Here is a 22692-nt window from a genome sequence, read left to right on the forward strand (position 1 = left end):
CATGTTGTGGCGGTCGCATGGTCGTCATCGAGGTCTTCGCGCGTGGCGCAACGCCACGGCATCGGCCGACAGCTCCAGCGAACCGCATCAGGATCGACACCTCATGACCGCGCCACAGTCCTGCAAATCCGTTCGTCGTGCTCGCAGGCCCTCGACCGGCCACGGCAGAGCGCGCCCGCATATCCGCCAGCCGTCGCAAATCGTCGGGCAACCTATGCAGTTCGACGTCACCCGTCGCTCATTCGTCAGCCGTGTCATCGTCCCACGACTCGTTGCATCGGCTCGACCCAAATCCGCCAGCGCGCCCGCGGCACTCAAATCCCCATAGCGCCTGCGGCACGGCCTTACGTTCCCTCAAGCGCGGTTTCCTCCCTTGGAGGCTTTCGGACGCCGGCCGCCGAATACGCCGCCCCGTCCCTCATGCGGCCGGCATCCGAAACCCTTCACAAAATGCGAAGAGCAAATCTCGTTCGCTTCACCGCGCTGGGCGGACCTTGACGACGCGTGCCGCCACTTCGCTGTGGGCCAATAACAGACTCATGCACCGCAGCAGTGCGTCCTCGGCGGACACCGGTTGGGCGATCGAGAGCCCCAAACCCCTTAATCCATGACACGAGCGTTGAAGCCGACAACGAGGCTTTCGCCGATTGTGTCTGGCTCTCTGACATCAAGGCGGCGTCACGCTCGGCCTATCCTGGCGTTAACCATAAGGAAGCCTCTCGCACCGGCGGCCGTACGCTTAATGCTCGTTTAATATTTTCGTACAAACATAGACGATCAGCGCGGAGATAAATACGCAGAGAGAATACCGGCAGAAATTTATCCTCTAGGGTGATTGCATGAGAGCGTCTCTCATCATCGCGCTGGCTGCGACCTTGGTTGGCTGTAGTCGCGAACCGCCGCGTCAAGCGGCCGCGGAAGTGTGCGCGGACGAACGAGAGTTCGCCTGCTCCAACAGGACGGCTGCCGATCAGCCGATGAAACTCGCGCCGTCCAAAACCAATCTCCCAATAAAATCGACCAAATCTACCATCGCAACGAAGACCGAAAAGCCGCGGCCTCATCGTGTCCATGACAGGGCTCACCTCGCCACCAAGAAGGCCGTCGTCGCGGCAAAGGCAGAGCGCCCGACAACTCCCGTCCCGCCTCCTGCATTGGCGACGCAACCCGAGCCAAAAAGCAACGCCACCATCGGCGCGGGTTCTGGTACGACAGGGCTAAGCATCACGGATTCGCGGCCCACCGTGGATACCGCCCAGAATTCCAAAAGCAGAACGATACACGAGCAGGTGGCAGCCGCTACCGCGGTTGCGGAGCGAATGACCGTCGCGACCCGAACGGCAGCACGCGACGGTGCCGAACCAACCGTAGGTGCGTTTCCCGACGACGCGGACCCCCTTGTTGCCGTTGTAATGGTTCGTCCGGAGATGCCGTCGGTATTCGCTCTTACCGCCAAGAACGTTGCGATGGATGACAGGTACACGGCATCGAGCGCTGATATCAGGTTCGCGATCGTGGCAGCAGGAGGTCCAGTGTTCCAACTGAGCACAGGACAAACAGCGGCGATCGATCGACTGGTCAATGGTGAGGTGCCGGCTGCGCTCCTGGCGCTGGTGTCTCCGGACGCAGCGGAGGCATTTCCTGAGATCGCAGGTTTCAAGATTTACGCCATCCCGCTCTCGTCGCGCTATCTGAAGCCCAGGCCTTAATCAATGCGGCTGGGTCATTTTCACCCGACCGACCGGGATTGTCAGCTGGGTGAAGCGCGCCTTAAGTTATAAGCCGTCGATGACGATCAAGCGGGGCGACTTCCGCTTTGCCTTCGGAAACCGTTTATAGTGCTCGCCCTGGGGCCTCGTCACGGCGCGGGACAGGCCGCTCCGGTCTTCACCCAGGCTTCGACCAGCGCACCGGCCTGGGCCTGCGTGCCGGGCACCGGCGAGCGGCCGAAGCCGGGCTTCCAGGCCCAGCCGACCAGCGTATCCTTGCCGATGTGGTCGATCAGCTCCTCCACCTTGCGGCCGCCGTTGCGTGCGGGATCCCTGATCTGCGCGCAGATCTCGCCGATCGTCTTGCCTTCCCATGCCATCTCGCGCGGTGCAAGGTGCCATTCGGGATGGCCGGGGATGCGGCCGGGCTCGAAATTGGCCTTCTGGTGGCAGGTATGACAGCGCATCGCCTCCAGGCCGTGGCCGTCGGCGCCGCGCGTGACCGGCGGCTGATGGAGACGCGGATTGTCGCCTTGCCGCGGGCTGTCGCCGGCGGGATGGCAGTTGGTGCAGCGCGGATGCGTCAGCACCTTGCCGAGCTCGGTGAAGATCGCGGCCGAGCGCTTCTCAGTGTCGGCAATGTTGGCGAAGCTCTCGGGCGAGGCCAGAGCATGGCTCGCGGTCTCGGAGGCGGCAAAGCCAGCGCAAAGGCTGCTGGCGAGCGCCGCGATCGCAGCCATCATCTTGAAGCGCGCGTCGGAGATCATGGCTCGTGTCACTTGGTAGCCATCAGGTAGCGATTTGAATCGGCGAGGATCACGTCGCGCACGGCCTCGTGATACTTGACGTAGCCGGTACAGCGGCAGAGGTGGCCGTCGAGCGCGTCGGCGATCGTCTGCTCCAGCGCGTCGCGGGCGACCGGCTTGCGTGCCAGGCGCTCGAGCAGGACCTGGCCCTCATTGAGAAAGCCCGCCGTGCAGTAGCCGCACTGAAACGCGAAATGATCGATGAAGGCTTTTTGCAGGGCCGAGAGCTCGCCGTCTCTGGCATGTCCCTCGACGGTGCGGATCGACTTGCCGTCGAAATTCACGGCCGGCGCGATGCAGGTCGGGCTGGTGTAACTGTTGCCGTCGGGTTCGTCGACGATGATGGCACAGCTCAAACATTGCGCGGCGCCGCAGCCGAATTTCGTGCCGGTCATGCCGAGCATTTCGCGCAAGAAATCGTTCATCGAGAGGTCGTCGCGCACCTCTACCGGACCATGCTTCTGGCCGTTGATGGTGAGGCTGAGGATCGTCACGCGAGCACTCCCTTCAAAAGGCTTTGCGTCACCGGCAGCGCGCGGAAGCGGTGGCCGGTGGCATCATGGATGGCGTTGATGAGCGCCGGCACGATCGGGATCATGACGACCTCCGCCATGCCCTTCGGCTCTTCGTCCGGCGTCAACGGTTTCAGCATCTCGATCTCGAGATCGCGCAAGGGGAGGTCCGAGCCGCGCGCGACGAGGTAGCGCCCGAGATTCCATTCGCCGTTGCCCGGGCCGCCTTCGAAGGGCGGCAGCGTTTCGAGCAGCGCGTAGCCGACGCCCATCGCGAAGCCGCCATGGGCCTGGCCCATGACGACCTCGGGCACGAGCGCGGTGCCGCATTCGAACACGCTGTAGGCTTTTGCGATGCGCAAGCTGCCGGTCGCGCGCTCGATCTCGACACGGACGACCGTGCCGCACATCGAGGTGTAGGCGGTGCCGATGCGATTGTTGTCGGTCGGGGGAAACTTGACGCTGGTGCGGTTGATGCGTTCGAACTTGCCGTTGCCGCGGCGGATCGCGAGGGCGTCGATGTCGGCGCGGTATTGCTCGCCGAACAGCGGGAAGCGGGCGCGCGACCAGGCCCAGCGGGAAAAGCTGTGCGCGACGGCGCCGGTGACGTAGCCGCGCGCATGGGCGGTTGCGGCGAGCGTGGGCAGCGCCAGCGGCTCCTGGCCGGGCATGATGAGCTGGCCATTCTCCCAACGCGCGCTAGCCCATTGCCGTGCGCGCGGATCGGTCTTTGGGATATGCCAGAGCTCCAGCGCCGCCGGCCACAGGCCGAAGCGGAAGATGACGCGGGCAGCTTCCGCAGACGAATGCGTGCCGACATGCGCGCCGATCGAGGCTGATGTCGCCGAGCTGATCGAGGGCACCCAGCGCGGATTCCTTTCGGCTGCATCCTGAGTCTTCTGATCCATCGTGTAGGGATCGCCGGAGGTGACGAGCCCGAGGGCGTCGTAGCTGTCGACGCGGGCGACCGAGACCTCGTCGGCGATCGTGCCGAGATGGCTCGCCACCCGGTTCGCCAGCGCCGTGCCGATGCCGTTGCCCATCTCGACGTGATCGCAGAAGATCGCGATCTTGCCGTCGGCGGTCAGCTCGACGCGTCCGAGCGAGCAATCCGCGCCGGAGCCGTAGTCCTTGGTCACGCAGGCAACGCCGGTACCGATCAGCCGGTCGGATGAGCCTTGCTTGAACCGCGCGCGCTGTTGCCAGATCGGATGCTTTTCGAGCTTGTCGAGGATTTCGGGCGTACGGACCGAAACGATGTACGGATTTCCCGTCATGGTCCGGCCGTTCTGCTTCAAGGCATTGCGACGGCGGAATTCGATCGGGTCGAGCTTCAGCTCGCTTGCCGCCTCGTCGATCAGCACCTCCAGCGCGGTCATGGTTTGCAGCGTGCCGTAACCGCGCATCGACCCTGCGGTGACGCCGCGCGAATGCAGTGCCACGGTCGTGACGTCGACCTTTGGAATGTCGTAGATGCCGATTGCACCGGTGGCGGCAACCACGGCGACGTTGGCCGAAAAATTGGCGAGACCGCCGCCGTCGAGCACGTGATCGGCGGCGAAGGCCTTGATCTTGCCGGTCGTGCGATCGATGCCGATGCGCGAGCGCATCTTGATCGGGTGGCGCTTGATGCCGCCCTGGAATTGCTGGTAGCGGTCATGGGCGAGCCGCACCGGCTTGCCGGGAAAGCAGATCGCGGCGAGCGCGACATAGAGAATGAATGGCGTGTGATCGCGGCCGCCGAAGCCGCCGCCAACATGGGCGAACTGCGCATTGATATGCGCCGGCCTGTAGGGCGCACGGGCCTTGGCCAAGAGATGCGCGATCGACTCTGCCGCCTCGTAGGGTGACTGGACGCCGAGCACCAGCTCGAGATTGCTGGCCTTGTTGTCATACCAGGCGAGGCCGCTTTCGGGCTCGAGGAACATCGGATCGACCGACTGCGTCTCGAATTCGCGGTCGAGCACGAGCAGCGAAGCATCTTCCGCCGCAAGCTCCGCGCGGATTTGCTCGCCATGTTTGGCGGCCTTGGTGTAATCGGCCGGCATCTCCTTGGCGAGCGGCGACCACACCGGCAGCGCGGCGCTCTGGACCTTCTTGGGAGAGACCCAGCCGGCCTGGATCGGCGAGTAGATATCCGGCTTCTCAGGTGCGCTACCTGCCACGCGGGTGAAGCGGAAGGAGCCGTAATCAGGCGCGATCACCGGCCCGGTTTCCTCGCCGAATTTGACGAAGGTGCCATCGCGCAGCACGAGGCGCGCCTGGTCGAAGGCATCGAACTTTTCGAAGATGAGGAGCGCGACCGGCTGACCCAGATAGAGCGGCGTCTTGCCGACGGGACAGAAGAGATCACCGGCATAGAATTCGGGCACCTGCGTGCCGATCCGGTCGAGATCGAGGGCCGTAACGACAACGGACGGCTTCAGTGCGCCCGACAGGCGGGCGAGATCCATCCCGGTGTAGACATGCGTGGCGTCGTTGGCGCGAACCAGGATCGCGTGCGAGGTGGCTTTTGGCCAGCCCGGAAGGTCGTTGGCGCGGAAATCGGAGGCGTAGAGCTTTGCGCCCGTCACCTTGGCGACGCCGTCGACGCGGCCGGCACCCTTGATCGCAGGATTGAAATTGCCGCGTCCGGGAAGCGTCTCGTGCGAGGCGAAGGGAGACTCCTTCGCCAGACCGAGATGTGACAGGCTGACCGAGATGCCGCCTGCCGATAACCACTTCACGAGCTCGCGTCGCGAAGGCCGCATGTTCTGATCCTTGTACAAGATTTCGAGGACATCACGATGCTGACGGCATCGGTGCCCGGAGGGTACGCGCCAACGCTCGCGTGAAGCTGTCATGATTCGTCATGCAGGCATAGAAACGGCAGGGCGTTTACATCAGATGAAGACGCTGCGTGTCACATGTGCGCGGATTGAGAATTCCATTTCCGCTTGCCTAGCAGTCGAATCAAATTGATTGAGGGAATTGGATGACGAGGGGCGGGAACTCACATGCAGCAGAATTCGAACGATCTCTCTCCGGTTAGCACGTCGACCGGAATGACAAGGCGCCAACTGCTCGATTGCGGTCTCAAGATGGGCGCGCTGTCATTGTTCGCTGGCGCCGCGAACGCCCAACACGCGATGCACGACCATGCCGACGCCTCGCACGCCGCGGACATGTCGCCGACGACGGGCATGGTACCGGAAACGACGGTTCCGGCCATAGATCAGAAGCTGGTCGAGCCCGAGGTGCGCAGGTCCGTCAGTGGCGTTCTGAGCACCACCTTGCGCTGCGGCTACGCCTATCGCCAGATCGGCGGCGTCAGGCTCTATGTCAGATCTTACGAGGGCGGCAGTCCGGGACCGACCTTGCGCATGAAGCCGGGCGAGACGCTGCGGATCAAGATGATCAACGATCTGCCGCCGAACCGCGACGGGCTCCCCGCCGACATCAGCCACCCGCATCAGTTCAACAACACCAATTTCCATTTCCACGGCGCGCATGTCAGCCCAAGCGGCATCGCCGATAACGTCATGCGTTCGATGGCGCCCGGCCACAGCTACAATATCGAGATCACGCTGCCGGCCGACCACACCAAAGGCACCTACTGGTATCACCCCCACCACCACGGCAGCGCCGACATCCAGATGTCCAGCGGCATGGTGGGCGCTGTCATCATCGAGGGCGATTTCGCCGACGTTCCGGAGATCGCGGCCGCGCGCGAGCGCCTCCTGGTGCTGACCCAGGTCGTCTTCGATGCCAACGGCATGGTGGAGAATTTCGAGACGCTATTCCCGGAGACGGCGACTCGATTCCTCGCGATCAACGGCCAGCGGCGGCCGGTCGTCGAGATGCGCCCCGGCGAGGTGCAGCGCTGGCGGATCCTCAATGCCGCCTATCAGGACGACATGCTGCTCGCTCTGGAGCAGCATGATCTGCACGCGATTGCATATGACGGCATCCAGCTCGGCGCCGTGCAACCGTTGAAGCAGCTCCTGATCGCGCCGGGCCAGCGCGCCGACATCCTCGTGAAAGCTGGCAGCCCGGGTACCTATGCCTTCAACGCGGCGCCCTACGATCAGGGGCATCCGTCTCCGGTGGGGCCGCTGGCGCGCATCGTAGTGTCGGGCGCGCCGATGGACATGAAACTGCCGAAGGCTCTTCCGCCGGCGCCGCTCGCGACCATCAAGGACGCGGAAATTACCAACCGGCGCAAGGTGGTGCTGTCGGCGACCGCGCCCGAAGCCGATGCCGCGGGCCATTGGCAGGAGTTCGGCTTCTTCATCGACGGCAAGAAGTTCGATCCCGCCCGTATTGATCACCGGGTCAAACTTGGCGCGGTCGAGGAGTGGAGCATCGTCAACACGCACGAACATGACGACCATGTCTTCCACATCCACACCAATCCGTTCCAGATCGTCTCGGTCAACGGGAAAGCCTTGGCGGCGCCGGAATGGCGGGATTCCGTGATCGTGGAGCGCCAGGGCGGCGAGGTCGTGTTCCGCTCCCGCTTCCTCGATTTCACCGGCGTTTTCATGCTCCACTGCCACATGATGAACCATGAGGAGATGGGCATGATGCAGACGGTCGAGGTCTACAAGTCCTAAACCCAGGGGCGGATTGCGGGAATTTGGTGTCTCGCGGGGGGAATCCGGGTGCGGCCGGGCTTCCCCTGGCGACCGGCATGGCCTATTTACGCTGCAACGCAAAACTCCCCCAAAAAAGACCCCATGATCCGCCTCGACAACGTCAGCAAGCAAGCCGGCCACCAGATCCTTTTCATCGAAGCCTCTGCAGCGCTCAACAAGGGCGAGAAAATCGGGCTCGTCGGCCCGAACGGCGCCGGCAAGTCCACCCTGTTCCGCATGATCGCCGGGCAGGAGCTGCCCGATGAGGGCCAGGTCTCGATCGATCGCGGCATCACCATCGGCTATTTCAGCCAGGACGTCGGCGAGATGAGCGGCCGCAGCGCCGTGGCTGAAGTCATGGACGGCGCAGGCCCGGTCAGCGTGGTCGCGGCCGAGCTGCGCGAGCTCGAGGCCGCGATGGCCGATCCGGACAAGGCCGACGAGATGGACGAGATCATCGCGCGCTATGGCGAGGTGCAGCATCGTTTCGAGGAGCTCGACGGCTATGCGCTCGACGGACGGGCGCGTGAAGCGCTGTCCGGCCTCGGCTTCAGCCAGGAGATGATGGAGGGCGACGTCGGCGCGCTTTCCGGCGGCTGGAAGATGCGCGTGGCGCTGGCGCGCATTCTCCTGATGCGTCCCGACGTGATGCTGCTCGACGAGCCGAGCAACCATCTCGATCTGGAAAGCCTGATCTGGCTGGAGAAGTTTTTGCGCGACTACGAGGGCACGCTGCTGATGACCTCGCACGATCGCGAGTTCATCAACCGCGTGATCTCCAAGGTGGTCGAGATCGATTCCGGCTCGCTGACTACTTATTCCGGCGATTACGAGTTCTACGAGCAACAGCGCGCGCTGAATGAGAAGCAGCAGCAGGCGCAGTTCGAGCGCCAGCAGGCGATGCTCGCCAAGGAGATCAAGTTCATCGAGCGCTTCAAGGCGCGCGCCTCGCATGCCGCGCAGGTTCAGAGCCGGGTGAAGAAGCTCGACAAGATCGAGCGGGTCGAACCGCCGCGCCGCCGCCAGACAGTCGCGTTCGACTTTCTGCCTGCGCCGCGCTCGGGCGAGGACGTCGTCGCGTTGAAGAATGTCCACAAAGGCTATGGCAGCAAGCGGATCTATGACGGGCTCGATTTCATGATCCGTCGCCGCGAGCGCTGGTGCGTGATGGGCGTCAACGGCGCCGGCAAGTCGACCTTGCTCAAGCTGGTGGCCGGTGCGAGCGATCCCGATCAAGGCACGGTGGCGTTAGGGGGCAGCGTCAAGATGGGCTATTTCGCCCAGCACGCGATGGATCTGCTCGACGGGGACCGCACCGTGTTCCAGTCGCTGGAGGACGCGTTCCCGACCGCGGGGCAGGGGTCCTTGCGCGCACTCGCCGGCTGCTTCGGCTTCTCCGGTGACGACGTCGAGAAACGCTGCCGCGTGCTCTCCGGCGGCGAGAAGGCACGCCTCGTGATGGCAAAGATGCTATTCGACCCGCCGAACTTCCTGGTGCTGGACGAGCCGACCAACCATCTCGATCTCGCCACCAAGGAGATGCTGATCGCGGCGCTATCGGATTTCGAGGGCACCATGTTGTTCGTCTCGCACGACCGGCACTTCCTCAGCGTGCTCTCCAACCGCGTGCTGGAGCTGACGCCCGAGGGCATCCACCAATATGGCGGCGGCTACACCGAATACGTCGCCCGGACCGGCCAGGAAGCGCCTGGATTGCGGTCGTAGACGCGGCCCTCGCGTCGAGTCTCTTGAAGCGCTTAGCGACCGATCTTTCCTAGCTTCTGAGCGATCGTCGCGATCGTCCCTCCTACCGCCGTGCCGATGAAGGTCACAGTTATTTCCGGAGGGAGTTTGCCCATCGCGGTGAGCGGTGCGAGCATCAGGATCACCACAGCGCTAAAAATGAGGATGCTGTAGATGACCTTTTCCGTCGCGAATCTCGGCGGGTTGAGCTGCGTCATCAAGAGGCGGGTTTCCTCGATCAGCTTGAATTTCTCATCGAAGGAAAGCTCGGCGATACCGATGGAATCGATGATCACTGCTCTTTGCCGCAAGAGTTCTTGGATACCCTGCTTGCCGGCCTCGCCGATTTTCTCTGTGCGGCCGTAATCTGGGGGCGAGGTTGAAGAGGGCGACTCCTCTTCTTCCATTCGAATTTGAGGCGGCCCCGGATAAAAGCCGATTCTCCATCTTGGTCCGAGTGGATCGCTACTAATCATGATCGGATCTCCTGATACTCAGGCCTGTTGGCCCATGTCGCCGCATCCCGAGTACACGTCGCTCGGGGATCATGAAGCGAGGAACTCCGTCACACGGATCGTCTTGATCAAGTGCTTCTTGATTTGAAAACGTGCGCTTCCGTCACGTGTGCCGGGCGCCTATTGGTTGCAAAATATCGATCGTGCCATGTTAGTGCGAACCCGAGTTGCCGGCAATATGGATGCGGCGCCGCGGAGATGCTGATCAAGGTGCTGTCGGTATTGCGGAGCTAGCATTCCCGTACGTGCCTTGACGCGTTGATGGCGCTCGCTACGCTCGCGCCGCTTTTGGAATGCGGAGTAGCTCTAATGGGCGGCTTGGTGATCGCGGGTGGTCGGGTGGTCGATCCGGCCAGCGGGATGGATGCTGTCGGCGACGTGGCTGTCATGGATGGCCGGATCGTTGCCGTCGGCACCGCCCTTGGCGGCGCGGAGCGGACGATCGACGCGACCGGCCTGGTAGTGGCGCCCGGCTTCATCGATCTGCATGCGCATGGCCAGTCGATCCCCGCCGATCGCATGCAGGCGTTCGACGGCGTGACGACGACGCTGGACCTCGAGGCCGGCGTGCTGCCAGTCGCAGCCTGGTATCGCAAGCAGGCGGCGAAAGGGCGCGTGCTCAACTATGGCGCCTCAACCAACTGGGCTTTCGCACGCATCGGCGCGATGACGGGCTCCAACTCGGAAAGCTCGCTGGAGGCGTTCGGCAATGCCATGCGCGATCGCCGCTGGATCGACAACGTGGCAAGCGACACGGAGGTCAACGGCATCCTCGATCGTCTTGCGGGTGGGCTCAACGAAGGCGGCATTGGCATCGGCATCCTGAACGCCTATGCCCCCGGCGCCGGCGTGCAGGAGCTCACCGCGGTGTGCCAGCTCGCGGCCACCCAAGACGTTCCGACCTTTACCCACGTCGCCTTCATGTCGCGTGTCGATCCGGAAAGTGCGGCCGAAGCCTATATCCGCCTGATCGGCTATGCCGGCGCCACCGGCGCGCATATGCACATCTGCCACTTCAACTCCTCCAGCAAGACCGACATCGAACGTTGCGTGAAGCTGGTGGCCAAGGCGCAGGCGCAGGGCCTTCCGATCACGGTCGAGGCTTATCCTTACGGCACCGGTTCGACCGTGCTCGCGGCCGCGTTCTTCAGCGACCCTGAATTCGAGGCGCGCAACGGCACCGGCTACGACTCGGTGCAGCGGGTCGCCGATGGCCGTCGCTTCCGCGACCGGCAGGAACTGCTGGCGGCGCAGGCCGCAGAGCCCTCCACGCTGGTGCTCTGGCACATCCTCGATATCGAGAACAATGCGCATCATCGCGATCTCCTGGACATGTCGGTGCTTTATCCCGGCGGCGCGATTGCATCCGACGCCATGCCCTGGACGCTTTCCGATGGCCGCACCTACACCGGCGATGCCTGGCCGCTGCCCAAGGACGCCACGTCCCATCCGCGCTCTGCAGGCTGCTTCGCCCGCTTCATCCGTGAGTGGGTGCGCGAGCGCCGCGCAGTGTCGCTGCTGGAAGGCATCCGCAAATGCGCGCTGATTCCAGCGCAGATTCTCGAGCACAGCACGCCCGCGATGCGAGCCAAGGGACGGCTTGCGGCCGGCACTGACGCCGACATCGTGGTGTTCGACTACGAGACGCTGACCGACCGGGCGGAATTCTCCGCGATGAACCGTGCGTCGGAGGGCGTACGCCATCTCGTGGTGAGTGGCCATCTGCTGATCACCGATGGTGTGCTGGATGTGGCGGCAAGGCCCGGCCGGCCGGTGCGCCGGCCCGTCACCGAGGCTTGAGGCGTGTCCGTCCCGGTTCTGCTCGTGGCGGGCTTCCTCGGGGCGGGCAAGACCACGGTCGTGAACCATCTCTTGGCGCATGCCGGCGGACGGCGGATCGCGGCGGTCGTCAACGATTTCGGTGCGATCAACATCGACGCTGAGCTGATCACGGGCGCCGCCGACGGCGTGGTGAGCCTCGCCAATGGCTGCATCTGCTGCTCGCTCGAAGGCGATCTCTTGCGCACGCTTGCCGTGCTGCTGCGGCGTGATCCGCGCCCGGACGTGATCGCGATCGAAACCAGCGGCGTGGCCGATCCGGCGGATGTCGTGCGCAACCTGATGGACCCCCTGATCTTTCGCGAAGCGCCGCTGGAAACCGTGCTGTGCGTGGTGGACGCGACTATGCAGGTCACCATGTTGGACGACGCATTGCTGCGGTCGCAGCTACGGGCGGCCGACGTGGTGGCGCTGAGCAAGGTGGATCTGGCAGACAGCGCCGGCGCCGCGCAGATGCGGGATGCCATCCGCGCGATGCGCCCCTCGGCCGTCCTGGTCGATTCTGTCCATGGCGAAGTGCCCGCGGCGCTGCTGTTCGCGCCCGACGTCGATCGCGCGCCAGCGCCGCGCCAGCCGGGACCGAAACGACCGGCTGCCGAGCGGTTCGAGACCATGAGCTGGACGGCAGACAGGCCGATATCGCTGCCGCGATTGCAGGCGGCGATCGGACGCCTCGCGCCAAAGCTCGCGCGGGCGAAGGGGCTGTTCGAGACTGCCGAGCAGCCCGGGCGGCTGATGGTTTTTCAACTTGCCGGCGGTCGGGCGACGCTGGCCGCGGGCGGGACGCTGTCAGCGGGGACGCCGCGGACGCGGATCGTCTTCGTTGCCGAACTCGGCGTCCTCTCGCGAGAGGAGATCGATCGGATCATGGAAGGCTGCGTCGACGCTGCAGGTGCGTGACGGACTCCGGCGACCGTTTCAAGCGGGATGAGGTTGCTCAAAAACAAGATACGCCCGCGGTGGCGGGCGTATCGGGATCGAGGGTTAATCGCGCCGTGTCTTAAGCGCTCGTCTCGCACTTCTTCATAAAGCTGTTCTTGGCGGCACCGGCGAGCGGTTTGCCGTCCGAGCCAACCGCCTTGGGCGCGCACGCGTCTTCCTTGCACTTCTTCATGAACGAGGTCTTGGCGGCGCCGGCCAGCGGCTTGCCGTCCTTGCCGACGGCCTTGCTTTCGCAGGTATCCTCCGCGAAGGCCGAACCGGCCGCGAAGGTGGCGACGACGGCAGCCAGGAAAATCCGCTTCATCATGGGTGTCTCCCTAAACAATGGTTCGGGAATAGGAACTCCGAATCGTGGCGCAATCAAGCAAGATCAGGCGCTCAGCCTGGTGACCGTTTCAATTTTTCCAGCGTGCAACTGCGGCAATCGCCTTGGTCTGCACGTCGTTCAACGCGGCCTGGTTCGCGGCGACCGACTGACGCCGTGGCGAGGGATCGTCGAAGTCATGAGTCGCGCCCGGATAGACCGTGACGTCGATCTTGCTGCCGGCCTGGTGCGCCCGATCGGCGGCCTGCTGGCAGAACGTGGGCGACACCTCCTCGTCGTCGGCCCCCAGGAACATGGCAATCGGCGCGGTCGTGGAGATCGTCGGCTGCAACAGCGCCTTCGGCCCGCAACCCGGATAGAAGGCAAGCGCGCCGCGAAAGCCGGCTGCCAGGTTCGCGCCTTGCCGGATCATCACGTTCAGCGCGGTGCTGCCGCCGTTCGACCAGCCCTGGAGGAAGATCTGGTTGCCGATCACGTCGCCGCGGCTGCGCAAATAGGCAAGCGCGCCCTCGGCATCGAGCGGGCGCACGGTCTTCTCGTTGACGTCATCACGATCGGGATCGTCATGGGTGAAACGGCCAAAACCGTAGGCCTTGCCGCGCGGACCAAAACTGTCCGGCAGCAGCGCGAGATAGCCGCGTGCTGCCCAGTACTGGCCCCGCATCGCGTGCCGTTTCGACAAGGTCGCGGCGTTGCAAGGCGAGGAGACCTTGGGGCCAACGACGGTGCAGTCCGCGTTGACGTTGCTGGAATAGGGGCCGCCGCGGCCGTGCAGCAGCACGATGGCGGGCGCGGGACCCGCCGCCTGCGGGCGGAATAAATAGCCGACGAGCTGCGTGCGGCCGTCGGCGCTTTGGAAATAGACAGTCTCCGGTGCGGCTGTCGCATCTGAGATCAGCCACAGTGAGGTGGTCGCGGCAAAGACAATGCGGGTGAAAAAGGCTGTCATGCTGGTCGGAATCCCCGGTCTTCCGGCAGGAGACGCTGGTAGAGGCGAAGATTCAACTCCGCCGCCCTCATGTGCCACGAACGAGCAAAGCCCTGAAATCGGCACGCGCGCGCTGGGCCTCGAGGCGCGCAACCTCGGAGGCTTCACCCATGCTGAAATAGCCGTGAATCAGGCCGGCGCCCTCGTGATGCCTGACGGGAACGCCGGCAGCTTCCAGCGCCCGCGCGTAGGCCGCACCTTCGTCGCGCAGCGGATCGAACCAGGCCGTCGTGACTACGGCCGGTGCAACGCCGGCGAGCGATTTGGCCCGCAGCGGCGAGACACGCCAGTCCTGCGCGTGCGAGGGATCGGCGAGGTAATGGCCAGCAAACCACTCCATCACCGCGCGTGACAGAAAGTAGCCATCCGCGTTTTCGATGCGCGAGGGAAAGCGCGCGTTCTCGACCGCATCAGCATAATTGCCGACCGCGTCGGTCGCGGGATAGACCAGAAACTGTCCGGCGAGCCTGATGCCGGCGTCTCGGCAGGCGATTGCGGTGACTGCTGCGAGATTGCCGCCGGCGCTGTCGCCGGCGACGCCGAGGCGCTTCAAGTCGCCGCCAAATTCCGCGATGCGCTCGAACACGTCGCGTGCTGCGGCAAAGGCATCCTCGAATGCGCCGGGAAAGCGCGTCTCCGGCGGACGCCGATAGTCGACGGAGATCACGACTGCGCCGGTCTCGATCGCGAGGAATCGCGCCTGCCGGTCATGGGTGTCGAGACCGCCTGCAACCCAGCCGCCGCCGTGGAAGAAGACCACCGTCGGCGATGTCGTCGAGCCGACGCGATAGACGCGTGCCGCGAGCGCTCCCGCGCCGCCCTTCACCTCGATATCGCGAACCTCGTCTACGGGCGGGGGCGGCACGGCCGCACGCGCCGCTGCGAGTGCAAGCAAGGACTCGCGGGCGCTCTGCGGTGTCATCGTCACGGGATCGCGCAGCGGCAGCGTCGGGATGATCTGGGCAATGACGGGATCGAGCGGTGCGGCCATCGGCAGGTCTTTCAAGGGGCTTGCAACGGTTCTTGGTCTTGCTTGCGCGCTAGCATAGGTTTCGAGCGCAGCTTGGGCAACCGGCGGCAACGTCACGACGACACGTTTGCCGCCAATGCCGTGCGATCCGATCGCGAGGAGAGCAGCGAGTTCGTGCGTTTCGTCGGGTTCGCTGACTAGAGGTTGTGTGCTCGAGACGCGCATTGCGGTTTGCAAACAGAATATTCTTCTGCCGAAATTTTTGGTGCGGACTCCCAACCGGCTCTTGCAATCTCGACTCGTCAGGAGGAACAATAAGCGCTGTGAAAGGTTTGTTGCTGGCGCGAGGGAATTCACATGCGGCGGCTGGCTAGCCTGGTGCGATGGTTGCTCGGACCGCGAGTGCGGTATCCCGTTGATGATGATCCAAGTCTCCCTTTCTCCCCCGAAGAATTCGGCCGGTTGATTTGCAGCGGCAAACATGAAGATATGAAGCGGCTGGCGGAGGGCTTGGCGTGCCGGTCGATCCCGCGTCGCGCCAAATATCGCGCGACGCATTGAGACCAACGCGCATTTAAGCCAACGCGCATTTAGACCAAAGCAATGAAGGCGGCGATGCGCGATCAGCGGGTCAGCGCGACCTGCTTGAACGAGGCGACCAGCGCCTTCTCCAGCTTACCCTGCATTCCCAGAAGAACGCCGTAGGCCTCCTCGCGCGGCATTGTCTGCCGGTACGACCGGTGCTCGATCAGCGCGGCGAAGATGTCGGAGATGGTGAGAATTCGAACGACATCCGTGATGCTATCGGCGCAAAGCGCGTCCGGATATCCGCTGCCGTCGAGATATTCGTGGTGATGACGGACCGCATCGAGGATCTCGGGCGAGATATTGGCGTAATCCTTCAGAACCTCGTATCCCGCGACCGGGTGGGTCTCGATCAGCGAGCGCTCCTCGGCGTCGAGGCGTCCCGGCTTGTCGAGGATCGCCAGCGGAATCTTTGCCTTGCCGATGTCGTGAAACATGGCCGCCGAGTACAGCCGTTCCAGGTCGTCTTTCCTGACGCCGAGACTTAGGCCAAAGTCGATGGCGACACCGGTGACCAGCAGGCAATGCTGGTAGGTTCCCTCGTGATGGCGCCGTACCGTCGTGAGCCATTCCGACAGGCCGTGTTCTGCGATGCGGTTGGCGATCTTGCGGCCGGCCTCTCTTGTTCCGTCGACGTCGATGGTCTCACCGAGCATGACCGAGCTGAACATCGAGCCGATGGCGGTCGCGGCCGCTTCGACGGCATCATCCGGCTGCGACTGGCCATCTGCGGACGTGGCATCGGACTGCGGCGTCCCGAGCAGCGCGGCAAGGAGCTTGGCCTGATTGGGCGCGCCCGGCAGGACGTGCGTGGCGCCGAGGGCGTAGGCCTGCGAGATGCAAACGTGGGAGGGCGGCTCGACCAGAAAGATGCGTTTGCCCGCCTTGGCCAGCCGTGCAGACCGTTTCTTCAGCGCAGCAATGTTGCCGACGTCGCGAAGATCTGCGCGCACGACGACGGCAAGCGGTGAGTGCGGCAGCCGTGCCTCGGCATCGAGCCGCTCACCCGCCACGGCGAATTTCCGTTCGACGATCGAGCAAATTCCGGAGAGTTTGTCCGAGCTGTCGGCCAGCACGTGCACGAAAGCCGCCCGAGACTCCGGGACGCTGCTTTGAGCTTTGACTGGTGCGACGAAACTGGAACCTGGCACGACTGTGGCTTTCGGCGACGGCTATTTGCTCGCGCCCTTCGCCGCGTGTTCGCTGTCGACCTTCGTCGGTCCTTTCTTCGTTCCCCCCTTGATGAAGTGAATCCCAGCCATAGTTCCGTCGATCCAAACCAGTTCGCAGCGGCGATAGGCGAGGCCTGTCGAGGACAGCAGCATGAAGAATTCCCTCGCTTGCAGAACGTCGAGAGTTCCTTCGACCTCGATCTTGGCGCCGCTGTCCGAAACATCGAGCAGCACGCAGGCGCGGCGCCAGGTGCCGTCCGCTCCCATCAGATTGACGGGTTGCTTGTGATCCATCCGAACGCGGTGTGATTTGCGACCGTCAAATTTCATCGGCTGGCCCCCGATTTCCCGCGCTTGTTGTTGTCAGTGGTCATGGCGTCGGCGCTTGCGGCCATTTCGCCCCAGCGCACCGCCCACTGGCTTGTTGAAAGATAGAGCTCGTCGAACAGTTTTTGGGCGCGCTCGCGCTGCTCGTAGGAAAGGCGCGGACCGCCGCGATTGCAGAGGATGGCGAGCGTCGTCTGCCAGTTCAGGCGGGAGGCGCGGCAGGCCATGACCAGTGCTTCGCAATCCTCGTCGGTGATGATCTTTTCAATCACGTCCATCGGCGCGCCCGACAGCACCGAGAGCGAGGCGATCAGATTGGCTGCCTCGCCCCGGATCGCGAAGCGGTTGACGGTTGAGTCGTTGAGCTTCCCGACGCGGTTGAGCGCGACGACGGAGAGCCGTGCTTCCGCATAGTCGGTCGATGATGGAAGCTTCGGCCGTGCCGCGGGCGGTGTCGGACTGAGCACGGTCTCGATCCGCTCGCGCAAAGCGGGGGCGGCAGCATCAAGTATGGAGGCCCTCGCGTCCGGGCTCAGCCGGGGGAAGAGCCCGCGGACAATTTTGTCGGGCGTGTCGGACCGGAATGCCAGCGCCCTGGCGATCTCGTTGTCATGTTCGGCCCTGGCGATCAGCATGGCGTAGCCCGTGGCGGAAAAAGCGGCCCCCGGATTGTTCACCAGCGCGCGACCGACATTCTTGCCGCCACGCTTCAGCAGGATGTCCGTCAGGACCGGATCAACCGAGTTCCTTCCAGAGATCGCCAGCAGATGCTGCTCCCCGCGCGAGGTCGCAATCGTTTCTAGGTCGTTTGCCGAAATCGTGCGCGATTTGAGAAGGAGCGGGCCCGCAACCATCGGGTCGTCATGGAAGGCAAGACGGCGCGACGTTTCCCTTGGAGCCAAACTCAGATCGACCAGCGCTGTGCTCAGCTGTGTGAGTGCCTTCGGCTCGATGCGTTCCGCAATGCGAAGCAGGACCTCGTCCAACGCGCTGATTTCGGGCTCCTGAAGACGATCGCGACCTGCGACGAGCAGGTCGGTCGTCCGCCGGAGCATGCGGACGCGGCGCTCGTAGGCGCAGCCTGCAATGGTGCTCTCGAGCTCGGCAACAATATCGGCAGGCAAAATGGCATTCATGGCGGGCCTGATCCGCTAAAAAACGACGGTGCTTCTACGGAGGCAATTGCGCGCCAAAGTTGTTAAACATCGGTTATGGTGGAGGCGTCGACGGTGCCATCGCACCGTCCTCCGAATTTGAATCGATATCGAAATTCGGCAAACGCAACTGCGGTATTTTTGATTTCTGCGCGCTCAGGCAAGCGCGCCCGACGGAACCGAAGATACAGTTGAGCGAATAGCCGGATTAGGGGACCGTTGTTGAACTGATTTCTTGATTCGCGATGAATGCCATTTTTGGGATGCCGATGTCGGCGCCAAAGATATTTCGATTTGACGATGTCGATGAATTCCGCAGTGCGATACGAACCCTGGATGTGGAGTTCACGCCGCTCGTGCGGAAGATTGCGGCCGAGCAGACCATCCTGAATCTGCCGGGTTGCGACGTCAACTTCACGAAATCCTTTCCACGTATCGTGGATGCGCAGCTCGTGAAGAACTGCACCGCGGTTGGCTTCACGATGGACGACCATGAGGTTCCCATCCGTTTCAACGGAGCGCACCGGGATCGTGCGGCCATCGTGATCGGCGGCGGTGGCGCCGTCTTCAACATGGTCGAGGAAGTCGAGCGGCAATACGCCTCTGTGATGTTTACGCCGGAGGTGAGCGGGCGCGGCTGGCCGGAGACGAGGGCAAACTTCCGCATCTACGAAACGAGCGCGTTGGCGCTGACCTGGCTGCGCAAGCTGATCAGGGAGGTGATCGCTGCTGCCTCGGAGCCTGTCGATGCCGTCGAATGGCCGATGAAGGCATCGGCGATGAGGGAATCCCTGCTCGCCGCGATCGATGCGGCGTTTGCTGGCGTCGTTCCAACACGCTGGACCGCGCGGGCCAATGACGAGCGGCACTTCAGGACATTCCAGGACATCCGCGCGCTCCTGCTGGATGATCTCGCTCAGCCGATCTACAGTGAGGAGTTGGCCAGGAAGCTCGGCCTGTCCGTGCGCAGCATGCACGATGCAGTCCAGCGCTATCGAGGCATGAGCCTGCACCGCTATTTGCGCCTGCGGCGACTGTGGCTCGTTCGCAAGCGATTGCTGGCCGGGCCCGAGAGCGTGAAGGCGGCGGCGCTTGCCTTCGGCTTCTGGCACCTCAGCGACTTCTCGAGAAGCTATCGGCAACAGTTCGGCGAAACGCCGTCACAGACGCTGGAGCGCGCCCGAAAGGCCTGACCTTTCGTCGCGGCTTTCGTGAATAGGTCGGCATAACGCTTCATGCTAGGATGCGCCCGTCATGGGCAATCGCATCCTCGTCCTCTACGGCTCCTACCGCGTCGACCGCATGGGTATTCGTCTGGCGCATTTCGTCGTCAACGGCTTGCGGAGCCGTGGCGATGAGGTCACCTTCATCGACGCCAAGGCGGTCGGCCTTCCCATGCTCGACCGCATGTACAAGGAGCATCCCAAAGGGAAGGCGCCGGAGGCACTTGAGAGGCTGGCGACGCAGATCCGCGATGCCGACGGTTTCGTGTTCGTCACCGGCGAATACAATTGGGGTATTCAGCCGGGGTTGAAGAACCTCACCGATCATTTTCTCGAGGAATGGTTCTGGCGTCCGGCCGCAGTCGTCAGCTATTCCGCCGGTCGCTTTTCCGGCGCACGCGCCGCAACCGCCTGGCATGGCACGCTGTCGGAAATGGGCATGGTGGTGATCTCGAGCACGATCGCGGTCGGTCCGATCGCGCAGACGCTGTCGGCGGAGGGCGAGCCGACGGGCGAGGGCGGCAAGGCGCTGGAGCGCTCGTTCCCGCGTTTTGCCGACGATCTCACCTGGTGGGTCGAGGCTGCCAAGGCGCAACGGGCAAGGAAGGCGCCGCCTTACTGACGTTACGCGGCCCTGACCTCGCTGAGGAAGCGGTTGACCTGGCCGGCGAGGTCGCGTGACTGCGAGGAGAGCTGTTCGGCAGCACCCAGCACTTGATTGGCGGCAGCTCCCGTATCGTCGGCGGCGCGCTGCACGCCTGTGATGTTGGAATTGACCTCCTGGGTGCCGCGCGCGGCCTCCTGGACGCTGCGGGAGATTTCCTTGGTCGCCGAACCCTGCTCTTCGATCGCAGCGGCGATCGCGGTGCCGATCTGGTCGATCTCGGCAATAACGTCGGCGACGTTGCGGATCGCGGCGATCGTCTCGTCGCTCGCGGACTGGATCGCGGAAATCTGCTCGGAGATTTCGGTCGTGGCCTTCGCAGTCTGCCCCGCCAGCGATTTGACCTCGGAGGCGACTACGGCAAAGCCGCGGCCGGCGTCACCGGCGCGCGCCGCCTCGATGGTCGCATTGAGCGCCAGCAGGTTGGTTTGCTCGGCGATGCTCTGGATCAGCGTGACGACGTCGCCGATCTTCTGCGCGCCCTCGGCAAGGCTGCGCGCGGTATCGCCGGTGCGCCGCGCATTGTCGACGGCGCGCGCCGCGATCTCGGTGGACTGGGCGACCTGGCGGCCGATCTCGGCGATCGAGGAACTGAGCTCCTCGGTCGCGCTCGCGACCGTCTGCACGTTGGTCGAGGTCTGTTCGGAGGCGGCCGCGACGACCGCGGCCTGGCTGTTGGTCGCGGACGCCGTCGAGGTCATCGACTGCGCCGTGCTTTCCATCGTTGCCGATGCCGACGACAGGCCACCGACAAGCTCTGAGACCTTGGCCTCGAAGGCGCGGGCGAGCTCGTCGAGGATCTGGGCCCGCCGCATCTTGCCGTCGTTCTCCGCCTGCTTCTCGACCGCGAGCTGTTCGGCCTTGAGCATGTTGTCCTTGAAGACCTGCACGGCGGCCGCCATCGCGCCGATCTCGTCGGAGCGCGCTGCGCCCGGAATTTCCTCCGCCATCTCACCGGCGGCAAGGCGCGACATCCTCCTGGTCAGGTTGACGATCGGCGCGCAGACGCGGCGGCGGACCATGACGATAAGGCCGATGCTTGCGACGAGCACGGCCGCAAGGCCGGTCAGCGCGATCGTGAAGCTCAGCCGCGCGTCCGCAGAGGCCGTGCCGAGGATCTGCTCGGCATTCTCGTAGAATGCCTCGCGGACGCCGATGATGGCGCCCAGGCCGCGCTGCGAGCTCGCATACAACGTGTCGACGTCGATGTCGTATTTGCCGCTCGCCGCGCCGTCCTTGATGAGCTTGAGGTCGCGACCAAAGCTCTCGACATAGTCGGAATTCATCTTCTCGAGCGCGGCCGCGACGTTCGCCGGCGTCGTTGGATTGCCGCGTAATTCCTGGAGCGACATCAGGATCTGGTCGTTGCGGCCCTGCGCGCGGCTGATGTCGATCTTCTCGGCCTCGCTCGCCACCTTCTTGGAGCCGACGAGGTTCTTGTACTGGCTGGCATTGAAGCCGCCGACGTCACGCAGCGTCCAGGCGACATTGGCGTAGCTTGCCTGGCGATAGGCATCTCCGTTGAGGATCGCCATGCGGCGAACCTGCTCGCTGAGGAGTGCGGTGATGCCGTTGTTGAACACGGCGTTGTCGGCGACGATTTTGCGCGCAGCGTCCTTGCGGGCGTCCGCAGGACCCTCGATCGCCTTGTCGATGGCCTCGCGCAGGGCGGCAAACTTCGCATTCAGGGCGTCGATGCTGCTGGCAATGGTGTTGCCGTCCTCGAGGCTGCCCGGAAGCTGCTCCTTGCGCAGCGCGTTCATCCTGTCGCGCGCGCCGTCCGTCAGCTTGCGCAGCTTCTCGTGCTCGGCGCGCATCGCGGGATCGACCGTCGCCGGGCCGTAGAGAATGTTGGTGGCGTAACCGCGCTCGGGATTGAGATAGCGCGGGATATCGCCGACCGCGCGCACGATCTGGAGCCGGCTCTGGGCCTCCGCGATCCGGTCCATGGTCTGATATTTGGTCACCGCGACATAGACGGCGAGGCCGCCGCCGACGGTCGACAACGAGACGATGGCGGCAGTCAGAAGCGTGTTGATTTTCATAGCGGGTCCGGAAAAAGAGCCGAGGCGTGAAATCGCGTGAAGGGTAGGTGGGCTCGCTTAACTCCGGGTTTATGCTGCCGCGGCCGGCCGGTTTTGCGATCAGCCGGCCCTGCGGTCCATTGCCGCGAGGATCTCGAGCGTCGCGCCATCGCGCGCGCCGGCAAAATAGCGGGCAAGCGCCTGGCCGAAGATCGCCTCATCCGACACGGCTTCGAACAGCGTCATCGACGAGTGGAATTTGACGTCGTCGGGCGCGCCGAGGATCGCGTTGATGCTGCGATCCTTCACCGCGAGCACGAGGCCTGTGCATTCGAGGAGGCGCGGTCCGAGCACGGGGTGGGCGAGGTAGGCCTCGGCCTCCACCCGGGAGGCGATGGCATAGCGCTGCGACATGGCGCTGGCGCCGAGCCCGGCTAGTTGCGGGAAGATGAACCACATCCAGTGGCTGTGCTTTCGCCCCGCCGAAAGCTCTCCGACGACCCCCGGATAGATGTCGTTCTGGGCCTGGATGAAGCGTTTGAGGTCAAAAGGATCGCTCATTAACCGCCTCCGGCTGC

At 64.0% G+C, this 22692-nt stretch carries 19 protein-coding genes; 7 read left to right on the forward strand and 12 right to left on the reverse strand.

From position 1 onward, the window contains the following. Positions 1–977 precede the first annotated feature (977 nt). Positions 978–1709 (forward strand): hypothetical protein, encoded by a 732-nt coding sequence (locus tag SO140_RS37775; RefSeq protein ID WP_449382152.1) that lies wholly within the window; start codon positions 978–980, stop codon positions 1707–1709. A 149-nt stretch (positions 1710–1858) separates the two neighbouring features. On the opposite strand, the gene SO140_RS37780 is transcribed toward SO140_RS37775, so the two are convergent. Genes SO140_RS37780 through SO140_RS37790 form a run of 3 tightly spaced genes read right to left on the reverse strand, consistent with a single transcriptional unit; the run spans position 1859 to position 5777 of the window. Then, complete coding sequence (locus SO140_RS37780) at positions 1859–2476, reverse strand: Isoquinoline 1-oxidoreductase subunit (RefSeq protein ID WP_449382151.1); 618 nt, start codon at positions 2474–2476, stop codon at positions 1859–1861. An 8-nt stretch (positions 2477–2484) separates the two neighbouring features. Further along, positions 2485–3009, reverse strand: coding sequence for a (2Fe-2S)-binding protein (locus tag SO140_RS37785; protein ID WP_449382150.1), 525 nt, complete (start codon positions 3007–3009; stop codon positions 2485–2487). Beyond that, entirely contained in the window at positions 3006–5777 is a 2772-nt protein-coding gene (locus tag SO140_RS37790) for a xanthine dehydrogenase family protein molybdopterin-binding subunit (protein ID WP_498541046.1), read from the reverse strand. Before SO140_RS37790 ends, SO140_RS37785 begins: the two co-directional genes overlap by 4 nt. Before the next feature lie 246 nt (positions 5778–6023). On the opposite strand from SO140_RS37790, the gene SO140_RS37795 reads away from it, so the two are divergent. Next, positions 6024–7622, forward strand: coding sequence for a multicopper oxidase family protein (locus tag SO140_RS37795; RefSeq protein ID WP_449382148.1), 1599 nt, complete (start codon positions 6024–6026; stop codon positions 7620–7622). Between the two features lie 123 nt (positions 7623–7745). Beyond that, positions 7746–9368: an ABC-F family ATP-binding cassette domain-containing protein gene (locus SO140_RS37800; RefSeq protein WP_449382147.1), complete on the forward strand. Its 1623-nt coding sequence runs from the start codon at positions 7746–7748 to the stop codon at positions 9366–9368. A 32-nt stretch (positions 9369–9400) separates the two neighbouring features. On the opposite strand, the gene SO140_RS37805 is transcribed toward SO140_RS37800, so the two are convergent. Next, positions 9401–9862, reverse strand: a complete 462-nt coding sequence (locus SO140_RS37805) for a hypothetical protein (RefSeq protein WP_449382146.1) — start codon at positions 9860–9862, stop codon at positions 9401–9403. A 348-nt stretch (positions 9863–10210) separates the two neighbouring features. Here SO140_RS37805 and SO140_RS37810 point away from each other — a divergent pair, with 348 nt between their 5' ends. Both SO140_RS37810 and SO140_RS37815 read left to right on the forward strand, forming a co-directional pair. Further along, the gene (locus SO140_RS37810; RefSeq protein WP_498543841.1) at positions 10211–11701 is read left to right on the forward strand and encodes an amidohydrolase family protein; all 1491 of its coding nucleotides are present in this window, start codon (positions 10211–10213) and stop codon (positions 11699–11701) included. Positions 11702–11704: 3 nt separating this feature from the next. Next, the gene (locus SO140_RS37815; protein WP_449382144.1) at positions 11705–12640 is read left to right on the forward strand and encodes a CobW family GTP-binding protein; all 936 of its coding nucleotides are present in this window, start codon (positions 11705–11707) and stop codon (positions 12638–12640) included. Positions 12641–12740: 100 nt separating this feature from the next. On the opposite strand, the gene SO140_RS37820 is transcribed toward SO140_RS37815, so the two are convergent. The 6 genes from SO140_RS37820 to SO140_RS37845 form a co-directional block, all read right to left on the reverse strand. Beyond that, a complete protein-coding gene (locus SO140_RS37820) occupies positions 12741–12989 on the reverse strand; it encodes a hypothetical protein (protein WP_449382143.1) in 249 nt (82 codons plus the stop codon). Positions 12990–13077: 88 nt separating this feature from the next. Next, complete coding sequence (locus SO140_RS37825) at positions 13078–13956, reverse strand: dienelactone hydrolase family protein (protein ID WP_498543842.1); 879 nt, start codon at positions 13954–13956, stop codon at positions 13078–13080. Between the two features lie 67 nt (positions 13957–14023). Continuing rightward, positions 14024–14986, reverse strand: coding sequence for an alpha/beta hydrolase (locus tag SO140_RS37830; protein ID WP_449382156.1), 963 nt, complete (start codon positions 14984–14986; stop codon positions 14024–14026). A gap of 602 nt (positions 14987–15588) precedes the next feature. Further along, entirely contained in the window at positions 15589–16632 is a 1044-nt protein-coding gene (locus SO140_RS37835) for an HD-GYP domain-containing protein (RefSeq protein ID WP_449382141.1), read from the reverse strand. A gap of 90 nt (positions 16633–16722) precedes the next feature. Continuing rightward, positions 16723–17052: a PilZ domain-containing protein gene (locus tag SO140_RS37840; protein WP_449382140.1), complete on the reverse strand. Its 330-nt coding sequence runs from the start codon at positions 17050–17052 to the stop codon at positions 16723–16725. Further along, positions 17049–18185 (reverse strand): DUF2336 domain-containing protein, encoded by a 1137-nt coding sequence (locus SO140_RS37845; RefSeq protein WP_498543843.1) that lies wholly within the window; start codon positions 18183–18185, stop codon positions 17049–17051. The genes SO140_RS37840 and SO140_RS37845 overlap by 4 nt, the downstream gene beginning before the upstream one ends. A 263-nt stretch (positions 18186–18448) precedes the next feature. On the opposite strand from SO140_RS37845, the gene SO140_RS37850 reads away from it, so the two are divergent. Beyond that, the gene (locus tag SO140_RS37850; RefSeq protein WP_498543844.1) at positions 18449–19396 is read left to right on the forward strand and encodes a helix-turn-helix domain-containing protein; all 948 of its coding nucleotides are present in this window, start codon (positions 18449–18451) and stop codon (positions 19394–19396) included. A gap of 61 nt (positions 19397–19457) precedes the next feature. Further along, entirely contained in the window at positions 19458–20048 is a 591-nt protein-coding gene (locus SO140_RS37855) for an NADPH-dependent FMN reductase (protein ID WP_449382137.1), read from the forward strand. Between the two features lie 2 nt (positions 20049–20050). Here SO140_RS37855 and SO140_RS37860 read toward each other — a convergent pair whose 3' ends face one another. Beyond that, on the reverse strand, positions 20051–22135 hold the full coding sequence (locus SO140_RS37860) for a methyl-accepting chemotaxis protein (protein WP_449382136.1): 2085 nt from the start codon (positions 22133–22135) through the stop codon (positions 20051–20053). Between the two features lie 99 nt (positions 22136–22234). Further along, complete coding sequence (locus SO140_RS37865) at positions 22235–22675, reverse strand: DUF1810 domain-containing protein (protein ID WP_449382135.1); 441 nt, start codon at positions 22673–22675, stop codon at positions 22235–22237. Between the last annotated feature and the right edge of the window lie 17 nt (positions 22676–22692).

Source organism: Bradyrhizobium sp. UFLA05-108 (genome assembly GCF_059803455.1).